General features: G+C 42.9%; 17 protein-coding genes. 16 read left to right on the top strand and 1 reads right to left on the bottom strand.

All coding sequences use genetic code 11. The features are described 5' to 3' along the window. The first annotated feature begins 36 nt into the window (after window positions 1–36). The 8 genes from P0G38_RS09555 to coaE all read left to right on the top strand — a co-directional run bounded on the left by P0G38_RS09555 (window position 37) and on the right by coaE (window position 9,652). On the top strand, window positions 37–2,223 hold the full coding sequence (locus P0G38_RS09555) for a Tex family protein (protein WP_275850415.1): 2,187 nt from the start codon (window positions 37–39) through the stop codon (window positions 2,221–2,223). Beyond that, window positions 2,220–2,684, top strand: a complete 465-nt coding sequence (locus tag P0G38_RS09550) for a SprT family protein (protein ID WP_005225994.1) — start codon at window positions 2,220–2,222, stop codon at window positions 2,682–2,684. The genes P0G38_RS09555 and P0G38_RS09550 overlap by 4 nt, the downstream gene beginning before the upstream one ends. 114 nt (window positions 2,685–2,798) lie before the next feature. Further along, entirely contained in the window at window positions 2,799–4,133 is a 1,335-nt protein-coding gene (gene murC / locus P0G38_RS09545) for a UDP-N-acetylmuramate--L-alanine ligase (protein WP_005225995.1), read from the top strand. Between the two features lie 141 nt (window positions 4,134–4,274). Next, the gene (locus P0G38_RS09540) at window positions 4,275–4,748 is read left to right on the top strand and encodes a MaoC family dehydratase (RefSeq protein ID WP_005225996.1); all 474 of its coding nucleotides are present in this window, start codon (window positions 4,275–4,277) and stop codon (window positions 4,746–4,748) included. Then, window positions 4,741–5,433 carry a Bax inhibitor-1/YccA family protein gene (locus P0G38_RS09535; protein WP_016609519.1) on the top strand — a complete coding sequence of 231 codons (693 nt, stop codon included), beginning with the start codon at window positions 4,741–4,743 and terminating at the stop codon, window positions 5,431–5,433. The genes P0G38_RS09540 and P0G38_RS09535 overlap by 8 nt, the downstream gene beginning before the upstream one ends. A gap of 125 nt (window positions 5,434–5,558) precedes the next feature. Beyond that, complete coding sequence (polA, locus tag P0G38_RS09530) at window positions 5,559–8,204, top strand: DNA polymerase I (protein ID WP_275850410.1); 2,646 nt, start codon at window positions 5,559–5,561, stop codon at window positions 8,202–8,204. 15 nt (window positions 8,205–8,219) lie between these two features. Next, window positions 8,220–9,062, top strand: a complete 843-nt coding sequence (mutM, locus tag P0G38_RS09525) for a DNA-formamidopyrimidine glycosylase (protein ID WP_275850407.1) — start codon at window positions 8,220–8,222, stop codon at window positions 9,060–9,062. After that, window positions 9,059–9,652, top strand: coding sequence for a dephospho-CoA kinase (coaE, locus tag P0G38_RS09520; protein WP_275850405.1), 594 nt, complete (start codon window positions 9,059–9,061; stop codon window positions 9,650–9,652). The genes mutM and coaE overlap by 4 nt, the downstream gene beginning before the upstream one ends. A gap of 174 nt (window positions 9,653–9,826) precedes the next feature. On the opposite strand, the gene P0G38_RS09515 is transcribed toward coaE, so the two are convergent. After that, window positions 9,827–10,606, bottom strand: coding sequence for an ABC transporter ATP-binding protein (locus P0G38_RS09515; protein WP_275850403.1), 780 nt, complete (start codon window positions 10,604–10,606; stop codon window positions 9,827–9,829). 168 nt (window positions 10,607–10,774) lie between these two features. Here P0G38_RS09515 and P0G38_RS09510 point away from each other — a divergent pair, with 168 nt between their 5' ends. The 8 genes from P0G38_RS09510 to P0G38_RS09475 all read left to right on the top strand — a co-directional run bounded on the left by P0G38_RS09510 (window position 10,775) and on the right by P0G38_RS09475 (window position 17,387). Then, window positions 10,775–11,113, top strand: coding sequence for a hypothetical protein (locus P0G38_RS09510; protein WP_016609515.1), 339 nt, complete (start codon window positions 10,775–10,777; stop codon window positions 11,111–11,113). Between the two features lie 247 nt (window positions 11,114–11,360). Further along, window positions 11,361–12,002 (top strand): FusB/FusC family EF-G-binding protein, encoded by a 642-nt coding sequence (locus P0G38_RS09505; protein ID WP_010748200.1) that lies wholly within the window; start codon window positions 11,361–11,363, stop codon window positions 12,000–12,002. A 203-nt stretch (window positions 12,003–12,205) separates the two neighbouring features. After that, a complete protein-coding gene (gene nrdR, locus P0G38_RS09500; protein WP_005226004.1) occupies window positions 12,206–12,676 on the top strand; it encodes a transcriptional regulator NrdR in 471 nt (156 codons plus the stop codon). 13 nt (window positions 12,677–12,689) lie between these two features. Next, on the top strand, window positions 12,690–14,066 hold the full coding sequence (locus tag P0G38_RS09495; RefSeq protein ID WP_275850399.1) for a replication initiation and membrane attachment family protein: 1,377 nt from the start codon (window positions 12,690–12,692) through the stop codon (window positions 14,064–14,066). Further along, window positions 14,066–14,995: a primosomal protein DnaI gene (gene dnaI / locus P0G38_RS09490; protein WP_005226006.1), complete on the top strand. Its 930-nt coding sequence runs from the start codon at window positions 14,066–14,068 to the stop codon at window positions 14,993–14,995. The genes P0G38_RS09495 and dnaI overlap by 1 nt, the downstream gene beginning before the upstream one ends. A gap of 24 nt (window positions 14,996–15,019) precedes the next feature. Further along, entirely contained in the window at window positions 15,020–15,481 is a 462-nt protein-coding gene (locus tag P0G38_RS09485; RefSeq protein WP_275850397.1) for a hypothetical protein, read from the top strand. 95 nt (window positions 15,482–15,576) lie between these two features. Further along, window positions 15,577–16,272: a tRNA (adenine(22)-N(1))-methyltransferase gene (locus P0G38_RS09480; protein ID WP_275850396.1), complete on the top strand. Its 696-nt coding sequence runs from the start codon at window positions 15,577–15,579 to the stop codon at window positions 16,270–16,272. Beyond that, window positions 16,269–17,387 carry a Nif3-like dinuclear metal center hexameric protein gene (locus P0G38_RS09475; protein WP_280115273.1) on the top strand — a complete coding sequence of 373 codons (1,119 nt, stop codon included), beginning with the start codon at window positions 16,269–16,271 and terminating at the stop codon, window positions 17,385–17,387. Before P0G38_RS09480 ends, P0G38_RS09475 begins: the two co-directional genes overlap by 4 nt.

Here is a 17,387-nt window from a genome sequence, read left to right as displayed (position 1 = left end):
AAAATAGCAAAAGCAACAAAGGAAAGGTGAGAACAAATGGCAGAAATGAATCAAGAGGTACTTGATTTAGTAAAACAAGAATTAACCGCTTTTACCCAAAAACAAATCAGTACGGTGTTGCAGTTATTGCAAGAAGGAAATACCGTCCCCTTTATTGCCCGCTACCGTAAAGAAATGACGAATGGACTTGACGAAGTTCAGATTCGAGAAATTGAAGAGCGATACCAGTACTTAGAAAACTTAGAGAAACGCAAGCAAGAGGTTTTGCGTTTGATAGAAGAACAAGAAAAGCTAACGCCTGAACTATCACAGGCGATTTTAGCTGCGACAAAAATGCAGGTCGTCGAAGACCTGTATCGTCCTTATAAACAAAAACGACGCACCAAAGCGACGATCGCCAAAGAGAACGGCTTGGAACCATTTGCTCAGTGGCTGTTAAGCTTCCCAAAAGCAGGTGACGTTCAAGAAAAAGCGGCCGAATTTATCAGTGATGCTGTTCCTACTGTAGAAGATGCCTTAGCAGGCGCGCACGAGATCATTGCAGAAAGCGTTGGTGATACTGCAGAGTTTCGTAGTTGGATCCGCAGCTATTACACAAACAAAGGACTGTATCAAAGCACGGTCAAAAATGCTGAAAAAGATGAAAAAGGCGTTTATGAAATGTATTACGATTTCCAGCATCCTATCAATAAGATGGTATCCCACCGAATTTTAGCCACTAATCGTGGGGAACAAGAAGACATCTTGAAGGTCGCCCTTGTGGCAGATGAAGAAAAAATCATGGATTACCTACGTCGCAAATTGATCACGAATAGGGATTCACCCGCAGCCGGTTTTGTTGAAGCTGCAGCTGCTGATGCGCTGAAACGGTTTATTTCACCAGCCATCGAACGAGAGATCCGCAATGAATTGACAGAAAAAGCTGACGAACAAGCAATTGCGATTTTTGGAGAAAATCTTCGCAATCTGTTGCTGCAGCCGCCATTGAAGGGCAAAGTCGTTTTAGGTTTTGATCCAGCGTATCGTACAGGCTGTAAACTAGCCGTCATTGATGAGACTGGAAAAGTACTAGCGATCGAAGTGATCTATCCTCATAAACCAGCGCCTATGAATAAGCGAGAAGCTGCCGGACCAGCGTTTCGTCGCTTATTACAAACCTATAAAGTCGAGATGGTCGCAATCGGTAATGGGACTGCGAGTCGGGAATCAGAGCAATTCGTCGCTGAACAATTAAAATTGATCGATCAAGAAGTATATTATGTGATCGTGAATGAGGCAGGTGCTTCTGTTTATTCTGCCAGTCCGATCGCTCGTCAAGAATTCCCTGATCTGCAAGTGGAAGAACGCAGCGCCATCAGTATTGGTCGCCGTCTGCAAGATCCCTTGGCAGAATTAGTCAAAATTGATCCACAATCCGTGGGCGTCGGACAATACCAGCATGACGTTTCGCAAAAACGCCTCGCTGAACAATTGGATTTTGTTGTTGAGACTGTTGTCAACCAAGTTGGCGTTGACGTCAATACCGCAAGTGCGGCACTCTTGCAGCATGTAGCTGGTTTAAATAAAACCACTGCTCAAAATATCGTGACTTATCGAGAAGAAAATGGTGTATTTACGCAGCGGAATCAACTGAAAAAAGTCCCTCGCTTAGGACCAAAAGCTTATGAACAGGCGATCGGCTTTATGCGGATACCTGGCGGAAAAGTCATTTTGGACAATACCGGGATCCATCCAGAAAGTTATGACACTGCCAAAGAAATTTTGGCGATCGCGGGTATTTCTTTAGCGGAGCTAGGGAAAGAGCAAATGGAAGAAAATAAAGCGAAACTTGCCCAACTACGCCCAGCGGAGCTTTCCGCAAAATTGTCAGTCGGCAAAGAAACCATCACGGATATCCTAAAGGCGTTAATGCAGCCTGGACGCGATATGCGTGATGAAATGCCAGCCCCATTATTGCGCAAAGATGTGCTGAGTATGGAGGACCTAAAACCGGGAATGGAACTGAAGGGAACGGTTCGAAATGTGATCGACTTTGGTGCTTTCGTCGATATCGGTGTCAAACAAGATGGACTGGTGCATTTGTCGAAGCTGAGCCGTTCGTTTGTAAAGCATCCGAAAGACGTTGTTTCCGTCGGTGATGTCGTAACCGTTTGGATCGAGCAAGTAGATGTCAAAAAAGGCCGTATCAGTTTAACCATGGTCGATCCGGGAAATGCAAAATGACCCAACAAGAATTGCAGCATTTGGTGGAAGAGCTGTCGCTGTCTGTTTTCAACAAACCATTCACGCATCGAGCGGTGTTTAATTCCCGCTTAAAAACAACCGGTGGCCGCTACCATCTAAGTGATCACCACTTGGATTTCAATCCAACCATGCTCACAGAACACGGGATGGAGGTTTTTATCGGCATTATCAAGCATGAATTGTGTCATTATCATTTGCACTTAGCAGGTCTTGGTCACCGTCACCAAGATCCTGCCTTTAAAGCATTGCTGGCAAGAACGGGAGGCTTGCGTTATGCACCTCCTGCCAAAAGGACAGCCAAACATCGCTATCGATGCCAAAATTGCGGCTGCGAGATTCGGCGGCAGCGACGTGTGGATATCAAAAAATATGTTTGTGGAAAATGTCGTGGACGTTTGCTAGAAATAGGAAATGATGAGAAAAGTCAAGTCGAAAAATAAAACTCGTTGCTATTTTTTTCATTTTGTATGATAATGTAGGTCGTGTGACAACCTGATATTTGTCAATACACGCGTTTTTTTACGACGCGGATTTGAGAAAAGAGGATTATAATAATGGAAAATCAAAACAAAATACATCATTTTGTTGGAATCAAAGGTTCCGGTATGAGTTCATTGGCTTTGATTCTGCACGAAAAAGGCTACCAAGTACAAGGCTCTGATGTGGAAGAATATTTCTTCACTCAACGTGATCTAGAAAAAGCAGCGATCAAATTGTTGCCTTTCGATAAAGCAAACATTCAACCAGAAATGGTCATTATCCAAGGGAATGCTTTCCCTGACACCCACGAAGAAATCGTACGGGCAAAAGAACTTGGTTTAGAAGTTACTCGTTATCATGACTTTATTGGCCAATTCATTCAGCCCTATACGAGTATTGCGGTGACCGGTTCTCACGGGAAAACCAGTACGACAGGATTGCTTTCTCATGTCTTAAGCGGCATCCGTCCAACAAGTTTCTTGATTGGCGATGGGACTGGTCATGGGGAACCTGATGCGGAATTCTTTTCATTTGAAGCCTGTGAATACCGTCGTCATTTCTTAGCGTATTCACCGGATTATGCAATCATGACCAACATCGATTTTGATCACCCAGACTACTTCCACTCGATCGAGGATGTCTTCTCAGCCTTTCAATCGATGGCAAGTCAAGTGAAAAAAGGCATCTTTGCTTTTGGTGATGATGAATACTTGCGTAAACTTGAAGCCGATGTCCCAATCTACTATTACGGCGTCAACGATAACGACGATGTCCAAGCAAAAAATATTGAACGCACCACCCAAGGTTCAGAGTTCGACGTCTTTATCCATGGTGAAAATATTGGCCATTTTGTCTTGCCAGCGTTTGGTCAGCACAACATCAACAACGCATTAAGTGTGATCGCTGTGGCTTACAAAGAAGGATTGGATATGAAAGAAGTTGCTGCTGAGATGATTTCATTTCCTGGAGTGAAACGCCGCTTTAGCGAAAAAATCGTGGCGGATATGACGATCGTGGACGACTACGCCCACCATCCTGCAGAAATCAAAGCAACGATCGATGGCGCTCGTCAAAAATATCCAGAGAAAGAAATTATTGCTGTCTTCCAGCCACATACCTTTACCCGCACGATCGCTTTGATGGATGAATTTGCGGAAGCATTGGATCTTGCAGACCATGTCTATCTATGTGACATTTTTGGATCTGCTCGTGAATCACGAGGAGATGTTAAAATTGAAGATCTAGGCAAGAAAATTCAAAAAGGCGGAACTGTGATCAAAGAAGAGAACGTATCTCCGCTATTGGATCATCAAAATGCTGTCGTGATTTTCATGGGAGCAGGCGATGTGCAAAAATTTGAGACAGCCTATGAAAAACTATTAAGCAATACAACTCGTAACGTATTGTAATCAAAGACTCTTGTGGCGTGTTTGCTGCAAGAGTTTTTTACATCTGAAGTTTTTGCAAAAGCAGCACCGCGAACTTGCACTTTTGTCGGCATCTGATAGAATATACTCAGATGAAACTATTCTTTTTGGAGGAATTAAATTTTGAATATAGGGAAACCGCGAAAAATAGGAAAAAGTATTGAAGATATCGAGGAAGGCGATTCGTTATCCTTAACAGAATCGATCGAAGACAATCAACTGTTGTTATATTTAGGGCTGACTAATGATGCCAATCCTTTGTATATACAACATGACTACACGCAAAAAACTGAGTACCAGCGTCCCATCGTACCATCCATTATGTTGATGGGGATCATCACCAGTGCCGTATCGAAACATTTGCCTGGTCCTGGCTCTCATGTAGTCAATTTTTCGGTAAACTTTATTGAACCTGTATATCATTATGAAACGTTGACCTTTGAATTCGAAGTGATCAAAGTGGATAAAATGAAAGACGTGGTAACTATTTCGGTTGAAGCGATCAACACAGAAGATCATCGTATTTTAGATGCTGTGGTCATGGTCCAGCCGCCAAAAGCAGTAGCAGAAAATGAGGAGGAACAACAAGATGAATAATTTAAATAATGAAACCGTCCAAGCCCAAGGCTTAAATCGCTTTTATTCAAAAGTGTATTTATTCTTCGGCGTTGGGCTTGCGATCAGTGCGATCTCAGCCTATATATTTGGGGAAGTCTTTCAAGCGCAAACCCTGCAATTTATTGACAACTTTCCGCTAGGATTTACCGGTCTTTGGATCTTACAGATCATTCTAGTTATTGTATTAGGGGTGAAGGCGCAGAAAAATCCGTCCTTGACCGTTGCTGGCTTTTTAGTCTATTCGCTCTTGAATGGATTGACCTTGTCTGTGACACTGATGATCTATGACTTTGGATCGATCGTGGGAGCATTTGTTTCAGCAGCTGTCACTTTTGGTGTCATGTCAGCATTTGGGATCATGACCAAACGGGATCTAAGTGTAGTTGGTCGTATCGGCTATGGTCTGTTGCTCGGGATCATCATCTCGACGCTCTTGAATGTATTTATTTTACGCAGTCAACCGGTTGACTTTTTCTTATCGATCGTGACCGTCTTTGTCTTTATGGGGATCACCGCCTATGACAATCAGCAAATCCGCAATGTATACTTCGCAACGAATGGTGGCGCAAATACAGGAGTGGCCGTTTTCATGGCATTACAACTGTATTTGGACTTTATCAACTTATTCCTTGCGTTATTGCGAATCTTTGGAAAAAACAACTAAAAAAAGTGCGAGGAAACTCGCCTTTTTTTTTGTATAAAATGAGAGAGAAAACAAAGCAATTCATCGCTTTTGTGCCCGTTCTTTGATAGAATAAAGAGGAACTTTTTGAGAAAAGGAGTAATCAAATGCCAAAAAATAAATTACTACTCGTTGATGGAAATAGTGTAGCTTTTCGCGCGTTTTTTGCGTTGCATAATTCATTAGAACGGTTTAAAAATGCCAATGGGCTGCACACAAATGCCATCTATGCGTTTCATACTATGTTTGAAAATGTGATGGCAAAAGAACAGCCAACACATGTTTTAGTGGCTTTTGATGCTGGAAAAACCACCTTCAGGACAGCGATGTATGAAGACTATAAAGGCGGACGTTCAAAAACCCCTGGGGAATTTAAAGAACAAATGCCTTACATTCGCGAATTGATCAACGCGTTAGGTGTTCAATATTACGAATTAGATAATTACGAAGCCGATGATATCATTGGCACATTGGCAAATAAAGTCGACAAAGAGCTGTTTGATGTCGTCGTTTTATCTGGCGATCGCGATTTGACCCAGCTGGCAACGGAGCACGTGAAAGTTGACATTACGGTCAAAGGAGTTAGCGAAATTGAAAGTTATACGCCCGCTCATGTGGCTGAAAAATATGACGGCCTAACGCCCTTACAAATCATCGACATGAAAGGACTAGCCGGCGATGCTTCCGATAATATTCCTGGTGTCACCAAAATTGGTGAGAAGACAGCCATCAAGCTATTGAAGGAATATGGCTCCGTTGAGGGGATCTATGAACACATCGATGAAATGAAAAAAAGCAAGATGAAAGAAAACCTGATCAATGACCGTGAGATCGCCTTTCTTTCAAAACAATTAGCAACCATCGATGTGGATGCGCCCATTGAGGTCGATGTCGACAAACTGAAATATGAAGGCAAAGATTTAGAGAAGTTGGTGCCATTCTACCAAGAAATGAACTTTAATAGCTTCTTAGAGAAGTTGCAGATTACAGCCGAACCAGTTGAGATGGAAGACATTTTATTTTCGGTCGTTGAAGAAGTAACAGAAGATATGTTCCAAGGAGACACAGCATTGTATGTCGAGATGATGGGGGATAACTATCATTTGGAAGACATCGTCGGTGTTGCTTGGGGCAATCAAGAAAAAATTTATGTCAGCCATCGTGAAGAATTGTTTGAAAGTCCAGTCTTTACCAATTGGTTAAAAGACGAGGAACGTAAAAAATTCGTCTATGATGCCAAACGCACGTACGTGGCATTAAACCGATACACGACAGCACCAAAAGGAATCGCTTTTGATGTTTTATTGGCAGCTTATCTTTTAGACACGAATGATACGAATAATGACATCGCAGGTGTTGCCGCTCACTATGGCTATGATGCGATCCAATCGGATGAAGCGATTTATGGAAAAGGTGCGAAAAAAGGTTTGCCAGCGGATGAGGAAGATTTCTTTGCTCATTTAGCCCGTAAAGTAGCAGCGATTACGAACCTAACACCAAAGCTTACGGAAGAATTGGCAGCGAAGAATCAAACAGCGCTATTTGAAGAAATGGAATTGCCTTTATCAATGATTTTAGCTGATATGGAGATTACTGGAATCAAAGTTGATGCGTCTCGCTTGCATCAGATGAAGGGCGAATTTGCGCAACGGTTGCATGAAATTGAAGAAAAAATCTATGCCGAAGCTGGTGAAACCTTCAATTTAAACTCACCGAAACAATTGGGTGTGATCTTATTTGAAAAAATGGGCTTACCAGTCATCAAAAAAACCAAAACTGGCTATTCGACAGCAGTCGATGTGTTAGAACAACTAAAAGAGCAAGCACCGATCGTTGAAGACATTTTGACTTATCGTCAAATCGCTAAGATCCAATCAACCTATGTAGAAGGTTTATTAAAAGTGATCCAAGGGGATGGCAAAGTCCATACACGATATGTACAAACCTTGACCCAAACTGGTCGATTAAGTTCTGTCGATCCGAACCTGCAAAACATTCCGATTCGTTTAGAAGAAGGTCGAAAGATCCGTGAAGCCTTTGTGCCACGAGAAGCTGATTGGGTGATCTATTCTTCTGACTACTCTCAAATCGAATTACGAGTGTTGGCACATATTTCAGATGATACCCATTTGAAAGAAGCCTTTATCGAAGGTCAAGATATCCACTCAAGCACAGCGATGCGAGTCTTTGGTATCGAAAAAGCAGAAGATGTGACACCAAATATGCGTCGTCAAGCCAAAGCGGTCAACTTCGGTATCGTTTATGGTATTTCCGATTATGGCTTATCCCAGAATCTAGGAATCACCAGAAAAGCCGCCCAACAATACATTGATACGTATTTTGAAAAATATCCTGGTGTGAAAACGTATATGGAGGATGTGGTTCGTGAGGCGAAGGACAAAGGGTACGTTGAAACCTTGTATCATCGCCGTCGTTACCTACCTGATATCAATTCGCGCAATTTCAATATTCGGACTTTTGCGGAAAGAACCGCCATCAATACACCGATCCAAGGCAGTGCGGCGGATATCTTAAAGATTGCCATGATCGATTTGGCGAAACGTTTGAAAGAAGAAAAATTAGCAGCAACGATGCTGCTGCAAGTACACGATGAACTAGTCTTTGAAGTACCTGAATCTGAATTGCCTCGTCTTGACGCTTTAGTGAAAGAAGTGATGGAGCAAGCCGTTGCATTACATGTCCCTTTACTGACAGATAGCAATTGGGGCAAAACATGGTACGATGCAAAATAAATGAGGTGAACAGAGGTGCCTGAATTACCAGAAGTTGAAACGGTCCGCAAAGGACTTGAAAAACTTGTTTTAAATAAAACGATCGAATCGGTCGAGATCCTTTGGCCGCGAATCATCGAAAGTCCTGAAGTGCCGATCTTTTCGGCACTGTTGAAAGGGCAACGTTTTGAAAGATTTGAACGACGTGGAAAATTTTTGATTTTTAAATTGACAGATTATGATCTGATCTCTCATCTACGAATGGAAGGTAAGTACGAGTATTTTGAGTCAGACCCGATTGTCGATAAACATACACATGTCATTTTCCATTTTACGGATGGCAGTCAGTTAAATTACCATGATGTAAGAAAATTTGGTCGTATGACTTTAGTGGATAAAGACCAAAGCGCAGCCTATAAAGGCATCATGCAATTAGGTCCTGAGCCTAAGCCTGAATTGTTTTTATTAGAAGCATTTGAGCAAGGATTGAAGCGGTCTAAAAAAGCCATCAAACCCCTTTTGTTAGATCAAAAACTTGTGACTGGTTTGGGCAATATTTATGTAGATGAGGCGCTATGGCAAGCGAAGATCCATCCTGAACAACCAGCAGATTCGCTCACCCCAGCAGAAGCCAACGTGTTGCATCAAGCGATCATCGATGTCTTGGAACGCGCCGTTGAAGCAGGGGGGACAACCATTCGGACCTATCTCAATGCATTGGGCGAAGCAGGAAAATTCCAAATGTCATTAAATGTCTATGGCCAAACGGGCAATCCTTGCGGGCGATGCGGGACACCAATCGTCAAGACCAAGGTTGCCCAACGGGGGACGCACTTTTGTCCTCAGTGCCAAAAATTGCATGTGAGGTCCAGCAAATGAGTTTTGTCTTAGGGGTCACTGGCGGGATCGCCACTGGGAAAAGTACCGCAGTCGCGCATTTTCGCTCACTGGGCTTACCGATTATTGATGCCGATATCATCGCCAGAGAAGTCGTTGAACCGAATACGGAGGGCTTGCAGGCGGTGACACAAGCCTTTGGTCCGCAGATTTTGAGCGATGACGGACACCTGGATCGGCAAACCCTCGGTGCCCTGATATTTAATGATCCAGAAAAACGTCGCTTGCTGAATCAGACGTTGTCGCCATTTATTCGACAAGAGATTTTGTCTCAGATCGAAGAAAAAAAGCAGCAGGTGCCCTTGTTGATCGTTGACATTCCTTTGCTTTATGAAGCCGACTACAACCAATACATGGATCAAACCGCAGTCGTTTATGTGCCAGAAGCGATTCAAAAAGAGCGGTTGATGGCACGTAATCAATTGAGTGAGCAAGACGCGCAACAACGAATCGACAGTCAGCTTTCCATTGAGAAAAAGAAACAACGGGCCGATATTGTCTTTGATAATCAAGGAACGATCGCCCAACTCAATCAGCAGATCGATGATTGGTTAACATCCTTAAACAAATAGATAAGACAGCAGGTTCCCTTCAGTAAAAGGGAACCTGCTATTTTATCTTTCAATAGCAAACCTAGCCCTATCATTTCCAAAAACAACTGGCGCTGAAACATGTCGGAAACTGTTTGTTTTGGAAAGTAAGACGATCGTTTATGAATGGTTAAATATCAAAGTACCAGCCCTGATTTATTTTGGGGTCACGATCACGCGATTGCTGGAAAAGGGGTGAAGAACGATCGGCTGATCATAAAAAGAGGTGAGAACCTCCTCAGTAAAAATCGTCTCTCGTTGACCAGCGGCGTGGACTTCGCCGTTTTTTAACATCAGCAAATGAGTGAAAATCGGTAGTAGCTCTTCTGTATGATGGGTAACGTAAAGAAGAGTCGGCGTATTCGGCAGCTGTGAAAAAGTCTCCAGACGGGTTAGCAGTTCTTCTCGCGCAAATAAATCAAGGCCCGTACAAGGTTCGTCCAAAATGAGGATCTCTGGTTGTGCCATCATGGCACGTGCGATCATGACAAATTGCTTTTCCCCTTGAGAAAGGACGTGATAGGAACGATGGATCAGATGCGATAAACCTAAGTCAGCCAAAAGCTCTTTTGCTTGGATCAGCTGCTCTTCTTCGTAGGACTCATAAAGACCAATACTGGAATAAAGCCCGGAAAGAACGATCTCTTCGGCAAGATCGCGACCATAAAACTTGCTTTGCAGCGCTGAACTGACCCAACCAATGCGCCGTTGAAGATCGGGCACAGACGTTTTTCCGTAACGCTCCCCTAAGACTGTTCGTTGACCAGAAGAAGGCCATAAACTTCCCGTGATCATTTGGAGTAATAAACTTTTGCCAGCACCATTCAGACCTAAAATCGCCCAATGCTCATTTTTTTTCACTTGCCAATTGATCGCTTTTAATAAATAGTTCTTGTCGCGAACGAAAGAAACCTGTTGGAAATCGAGGATTGTCATCTATTGTCGAACCTTAAACAGGTTCTTCACCTCCAGTTGTATGAATATTCAGAAAATAATCGCTCATATTATAGCATAAAGAAAAACATTTTGCTGACTGTTTGGTATCGCATTCATATCTTTTGTCAGAAATCAGAATGCTTGTTATGATGAAACTATACAGGAGGGATGATAACTATGGGTACTTTTAAAGATGAAAAAGATGTGATCGTTGGCAAAGCCAAAGAAAAAATCGGTGAGTGGACCAACAATGAAGAACTTGCCCACTCTGGAAAAGAACAAGCACAAGAAGGTCAAATCAAGAAAGAGCACGATCAAAAACGAGTCAATGAACTAGATGATCAAAATGATGAGCGTGATGCCCGCAATGATCGAACCACCCCTGAAAATGTCAGCAGCGAAGAACTATTGCGAGCTGAAAATCCCGATGCAAATAAAATTTCTTCGAATGATCGACGGGATGCAGACCAGCTGAAGCATTACACAGGAATTGAAGATAAATTATAAACAAACATGGATGCCTTCGTCTTCTAGACGAGGCATTTTTGGGTTAATGAGACAAGAGAGGTTGAAAGACAACCACCTGCACAGTTGACAATTGCTCAACCTCTCATTATAATCCATTAAGATCGCATGGAAAGCAGCGAAGAAATTGGGAGGTGGTCATCAAATGCTTATTTATGCATTGTGTACGACTGTCAAGAAAGTAGAACAGCCGCAATAGGAAACGGAAAATTAGAAAGAAGGCTTTTTTATGATCGAACCTTACCAATTTCATTCAATTAAACATCAAGTATACCAATTAGTACGAACGTATCAATCGGTCAATGATCCTCGAACGATCAAAACGGTTGAAACGATGACAAAAGATGCCATAGAACAATTTTTTCCTGAAGAAGAAACAGCGCCACGTGAAATTTTAGCTGCTTTCTTTCAACCTGGGATGACAATCAGTCGCAGCAATGAGCTGTTAACAGAACTCAAAGAGTACGTCCGACCCTTTCAGGTACCGACAACAAAACAAATTGAAAAAATGTTTCGGAAAGTAAAAAAACTGAAAATACCTGATTTTGCTTCCGTTGATTTAAAAGAGACCACCTATCTTTCTTGGGATGATATCGGTAGTCAAAGTAAGTTTATGATCATTGCCACTGAGCAGGGCTTTACAGGACTTCACGGTCATGTCTCAACCGAGGTCAAGAAAGGAATCTGTCCCTTGTGCCAGCATGAAGGGAATGTCTCGATGTTTCTTTCTCTGACGAAAAGCAATGGCGATGGAACGTATACCAAACGGGGGAACTATATTTGTCGTGATAGCCAACGGTGCAATCAGCAGATGGAAAAGCCAGCAAATTTGCATGACTTTGTTTCTTTGCTGCAAATGAAAGATAAATAACGAAATGAAACGGCAGAAAGATTTCTGCCGTTTTTTCAAATTCAAAAAAACAGTAGTTATAACATTATTTAAATTTTGTAATAAATGAACAGAATAAACCACTTTGGCTATTGTACCAACGGATTTCATGTTATAATTAATCATAGAAACCGATGACTTTACGTAAATACGTAAGCGCATAAGAGAGAAAATGAGGTGGAACTATGCAATGTCCAAAATGTCATCATAACAATTCTAGGGTAGTTGATAGTCGACAAGCCGATGATGGACGTGTGATTCGCCGCCGTCGTGAATGCGAAAATTGCGGCTATCGCTTTACAACATTTGAACGTATCGAAGAGGCACCCCTACTTGTGATTAAGAAGAATGGTGCCCGTGAAGAATTCAATCGAGAAAAAATCCTAAGGGGTTTGATTCGTTCTGCTGAAAAACGACCAGTGACAATGGATCAGATGGAAACGATCGTCGATCATGTGGAAAGTCGTGTTCGTGCTCTTGGTGAAAATGAAATTTCTACAACACAGATTGGTGAGTATGTGATGGAAGATTTAGTTGATTTAGACGAGATCGCTTATATCCGTTTTGCCAGTGTCTATCGCCAGTTTAAAGACATGTCAGTTTTCTTGAAAGAACTACAAGACATCGTCGAAAAAGCGAAAGAACCACAAGAATAGAGGGGGACAACAAGTGGGCAATAGTTTACCGAATCAATCGTACAAAGTGTTCAAAAGCCGTCCACTTACAACGGAAGGGAAAGACGCCCTCATTTATTTGTATCAACCAATTATTGAAAGTGATGCTTTAGCGTTGTATTTGACACTCGCAAGCGATGTCCAAGCCCAAAGCTTTTCTGGCGAGGAGTCGGTGACGACCGTGCATCTCGATATCTTGAATGCCATGAATGCGGGAATGCCTCGCTTCATAAAAGCCAAGCAAAACTTAGAGGGCATCGGCTTGCTAAAGTCTTATGAGAAAGCAGATGCTCAAAACGGGAGCTCGTATCTGTATTGGTTGCAAGAACCGGTCCATCCAGCAGCGTTTTTTCAAGATGAATTGTATGCTTATCTGTTGTTGGAAAGAGTCGGAGAGCGTAAATTTGATCAGCTGGTCAAGCTGTATCAACCAAAGCAGTGTTCCTTGACCGATTATCAGGAAGTGACTCAATCCTTCTCAGCCGCCTATGGGTTAAATACCGCACGTTTTGCTTCACATGAAGAAACGTTACAGGCAGTCAGTGATTCTTTTCAAGAAACCAAAGCGAACTTGGTGCTTGACGAAAAGCAGTTGGATTGGGACTTTCTTTTATATGAAGCGCAGCGTCGGTATATCCGTGCCGCTAATTTCACGCCAAGTTTTCGACAAAAGTTAGTTCTATACCATTCTTTATATGGCTATGATGTGTTGGAATTGTTGGATTTGATGGCGGACAATGTTTCTTTGACAACAGGCGAGGTCGACCAGAAGAAGCTGGAACAAGCTATCATGAAGAAATCACGACAAACATTCACGAAAACATCAAAAAGAGAAGATCCCCAAGCGGAAAGTCAGTTGCGCCGCTTCAATACATTAAAACAGAATGGTTTTTCAGAAAATGATGTCTTATTGATTCAAGAAAGTGAGAACAATGCACCGATCGCTTTTCTCAAGGCGATCAAAGCGGAGAAGAACAGTTTCATGACGGATTCAGAACAATGGCTGATCAAGAGCCTTGTCGAACGGTCACCATTGCCAAATAGTGTGATCAATGTTCTGGTTCATTATGTCTTGGTGGTCCAAAACAATGCCGCTTTGTCAGGAAATTATGTGAACAATATCGCCGCCCAGTGGTCAGAATTAAAAATTGGTACGGCAGAAGATGCCATCAAACATGTTCGGAGCCTTGTTCGAAGTGCCAAGGAAAAACGCAGCCGACCACAAACCAGCGGCAAAAAAATCATTCGCGAAGAAAAGCTGCCTTCTTGGGCTGAAAAACCAGTGGAAGAGACAGCCTTAACGCCAGAGCGACAAGCAGAATTAGATAAAAAACTGCAAAACTACTTGCATAAGAAAGCTGGTGACAAGTAATGGAAGATGTAGGGAAAAACTTAGGAAAACTATTGGATAAACGCAATTACCGTGATCAGTTTTCAGCAATGATGGCAGAGGTTTTACAAGATCCTGATGTCAAAGCGTTTATTGCCGAAAATGAAGAGGTATTGACCGAAGCAGATATTCAAAAAAGCTATGCGAAACTGTATGAGTTCGTCCAAGAAAAGCGGAAATTCCGCATCAATGATCCATCCATGATCGCACCGGGCTATGAGCCGCGCTTAGCGTTAAATTTTCATTTTATTGACGTCACCTATGTACCAACGAAAGAACTACTGGCATATCAGAAACAAGAAGAGATCCGCAGTCGCATCAAAGCGATGGATATGCCTAAAGATATACAAGAAGCAAGTTTTGCAGATTATCAGCAAACGCCTGGCCGAATGGAGGCCATCGCAGCTGCCGTTGATTTTATTAGTGAGTTGACAGCCAATCCACAGGAATTTCATAAAGGACTTTACTTTGTGGGGAGTTTTGGGATCGGAAAAACCTATCTGCTTGGCGCGATCGCCAGAGATTTAGCGGAGGCAGGCTACACGACGACATTGGTTCACTTCCCGACATTTGCAGTAGAGATGAAACAAGCAATCGGTAAAGATCAGGTGGGGGATAAGCTGAACGCAGTGAAAAAAGCCCCAATCTTAATGATGGACGATATCGGTGCGGATGCGATGAGCAGTTGGATTCGTGATGAAGTCTTCGGTGTGATTCTACAATACCGAATGCAAGAGCAACTCCCGACGTTCTTTACCTCGAATTTTACTATGCATGAGTTGGAGCAGCATCTTTCAGTAACGCAACGCGGCGAATCCGAACCATTGAAAGCCAAACGTATTATGGAGCGTATTCGTTACTTGACACAAGAGATCCAAATGACGGGCAAAAATCGACGAAATGATGCCTAAAAAAACCATTACTGGAGGAAGAAGATGATGAAAAAACAAGTGATTCTAGGCTTGTCCTTAGTAGCAGTGTTGCTGTTAACGGCTTGTGGCAGTCCCGAAAACAACAATGCATCAAGTGGCGATAACACGCCTTCTGAATCAAGTGAGAATGCTAGTTCCGTTGCCAATAGTTCTTCAGAGAGCGAAACAGCGACGGTTTTTACTGGTATTATCCAAGAAGATGCCCGAGCAGGTTCTGATGATACCTTTCAATTATTTTTGAAAGACGTAGCGGCAGTTGAAGATGAGGATCAAGTCGTCCAAAGTTTTCAAAATGATGGGGTCATTCTCCATGTCCCTATCGAGGCCTATTCAGGAGAGATCGAGGAGTTAGTTGAAGGAGACAAAGTCCAAGTGTCGCTGCAAGGCGTCCCGATCATGACGATGTCGATCCCACCGCAAATTCCCGGTAACTCGATTCAAAAGGTTGAATTAGTGAACGATTAATGCAATGTGCGCCTTGGCAATGGCACCACAGTCAAGACGCACATTTTTTTCTATTTATGGAAAGCGTGTTATACTACGAAAGAAGGAGTGACAATATGAACGAACATGCATTATCGGATCGTTTGGCTTGCGTGGGCGAACAAATTCCCGACCAAGCACGTATCGCCGACATCGGCTCCGACCATGCTTATTTACCTGTGGCATTGATGCTGCAGGACAAAATCACTTATGCTGTAGCTGGAGAAGTCGTTCAAGGACCTTATGATTCTGCCAGTAAACAAGTACGTAAAAACGGGCTAACAGAGAAGATCGTGGTGCGCTTAGCAGACGGATTGGACGCTATTCAGCCAGCAGATAAGATCGACACGGTTGTTGTTGCTGGAATGGGGGGGACTTTGATTCGCTCTATTTTAGAAGAAGGCAGCAGAAAAAATCGCTTAGCGGGGGTCAAACGTTTGATCTTACAACCGAATGTTGGCGAAAGAACCTTGCGGGAATGGCTCGTTGATCACAATTTTACGATCATTCATGAAGTGCTGTTAGAAGAAAATGACAAAAATTACGAAATCATCGTTGCGGAAACTGGAAAAGCGACGTACACGCCCCAGCAATTATTTTTTGGTCCCTTTTTATTAAAAGAAAAAAATCCAGTTTTTTATAAAAAATGGCAGCATGAATTGAAGCAGCGTCAACGAGTGGTCAAAGAGTTAGAGAAAGCCAAAGAACCACCTGCTGAGAAAATGAATGAATTGAAAGAACAAATCGAATGGATCAAGGAGGTACTGGCATGATTTCTGGTCAAGAATTTATCAAACGCTTTGAAGCATACTGCCCGTTATGGTTGGCAGAAGAAGGCGATCCTGTTGGTCTGCATGTTGGTACATTAAACAAACCCCTCGAGCGAGTCATGATGACCCTTGATGTACGTCCAGAAGTGGTAACCGAAGCCATCGAGAAAAAGATCGACTTGATCATCGCGAAACATCCACCGATCTTTCGCCCTTTGAACCGCTTGCTGACCGATGATCCGCAACAAAAGATGTTGATGGATCTCGTCAAGCATGATATCGCCGTTTACGCCGCCCACACCAATATGGATATTATTGAAGACGGTTTGAACGATTGGTTTTGTGAACTGCTAGAAGTTGAACCAGATACGTACTTGAAGCAAACCCATCAAGTAAAAATGAAGAAACTAGCTGTATTTACACCTGTTGAATCGGCACCAGCATTGCGAAAGGCATTAGGAAAAGCTGGTGCTGGTCAGCAAGGCAATTACCAAAACACCAGCTATTCATTGATTGGCACCGGTCGCTTTACACCACAGCAAGCGGCACATCCTGCCATCGGTGAGATCGGAAAAGAAGAACAGGTGCAAGAAGCGAAAATCGAAGTCATTTTTCCAGAAACGATCGAGAAAAAGGTCCTTTCGGCAATGATCGCTGCTCATCCTTACGAAGAGCCAGCTTATGATCTGTATGCCTTAGACAATTTGCCGAAGACCTATGGAATCGGACGGGTTGGCAACCTCGCTGAGCCTCTTTCCATTGATCAGTTTGTCGCACGTGTCAAAGAGCGGTTTGGTTTGACTGCTTTACGGGTTGTCAGTTTTCCTAATGCACCTGAAAAAATTCAGCGAATCGCCATTTGTGGCGGCAGTGGTCAATCGTTTTATTCGGATGCCTTACGCCATCAAGCGGATGTGTACATCACTGGCGATATCAGTTACCATTTCGCCCATGACATGCAAGCCAATGGGTTGATCGGGATCGATCCAGGGCACAACATCGAAAAGGAATGTATTCCTCGGTTTATTGAGAAATTCAATCAGTGGAAAGCAGAAGAGAACTGGGCTGTGACCTTTGTTCCTTCCACCACTTCAACAAATCCATTTGACTATAGATAG

This window comes from Enterococcus casseliflavus (genome assembly GCF_029215545.1).
Classification (GTDB): domain Bacteria; phylum Bacillota; class Bacilli; order Lactobacillales; family Enterococcaceae; genus Enterococcus_D; species Enterococcus_D casseliflavus.
This window is presented reverse-complemented; position numbering and strand designations above follow the sequence as displayed.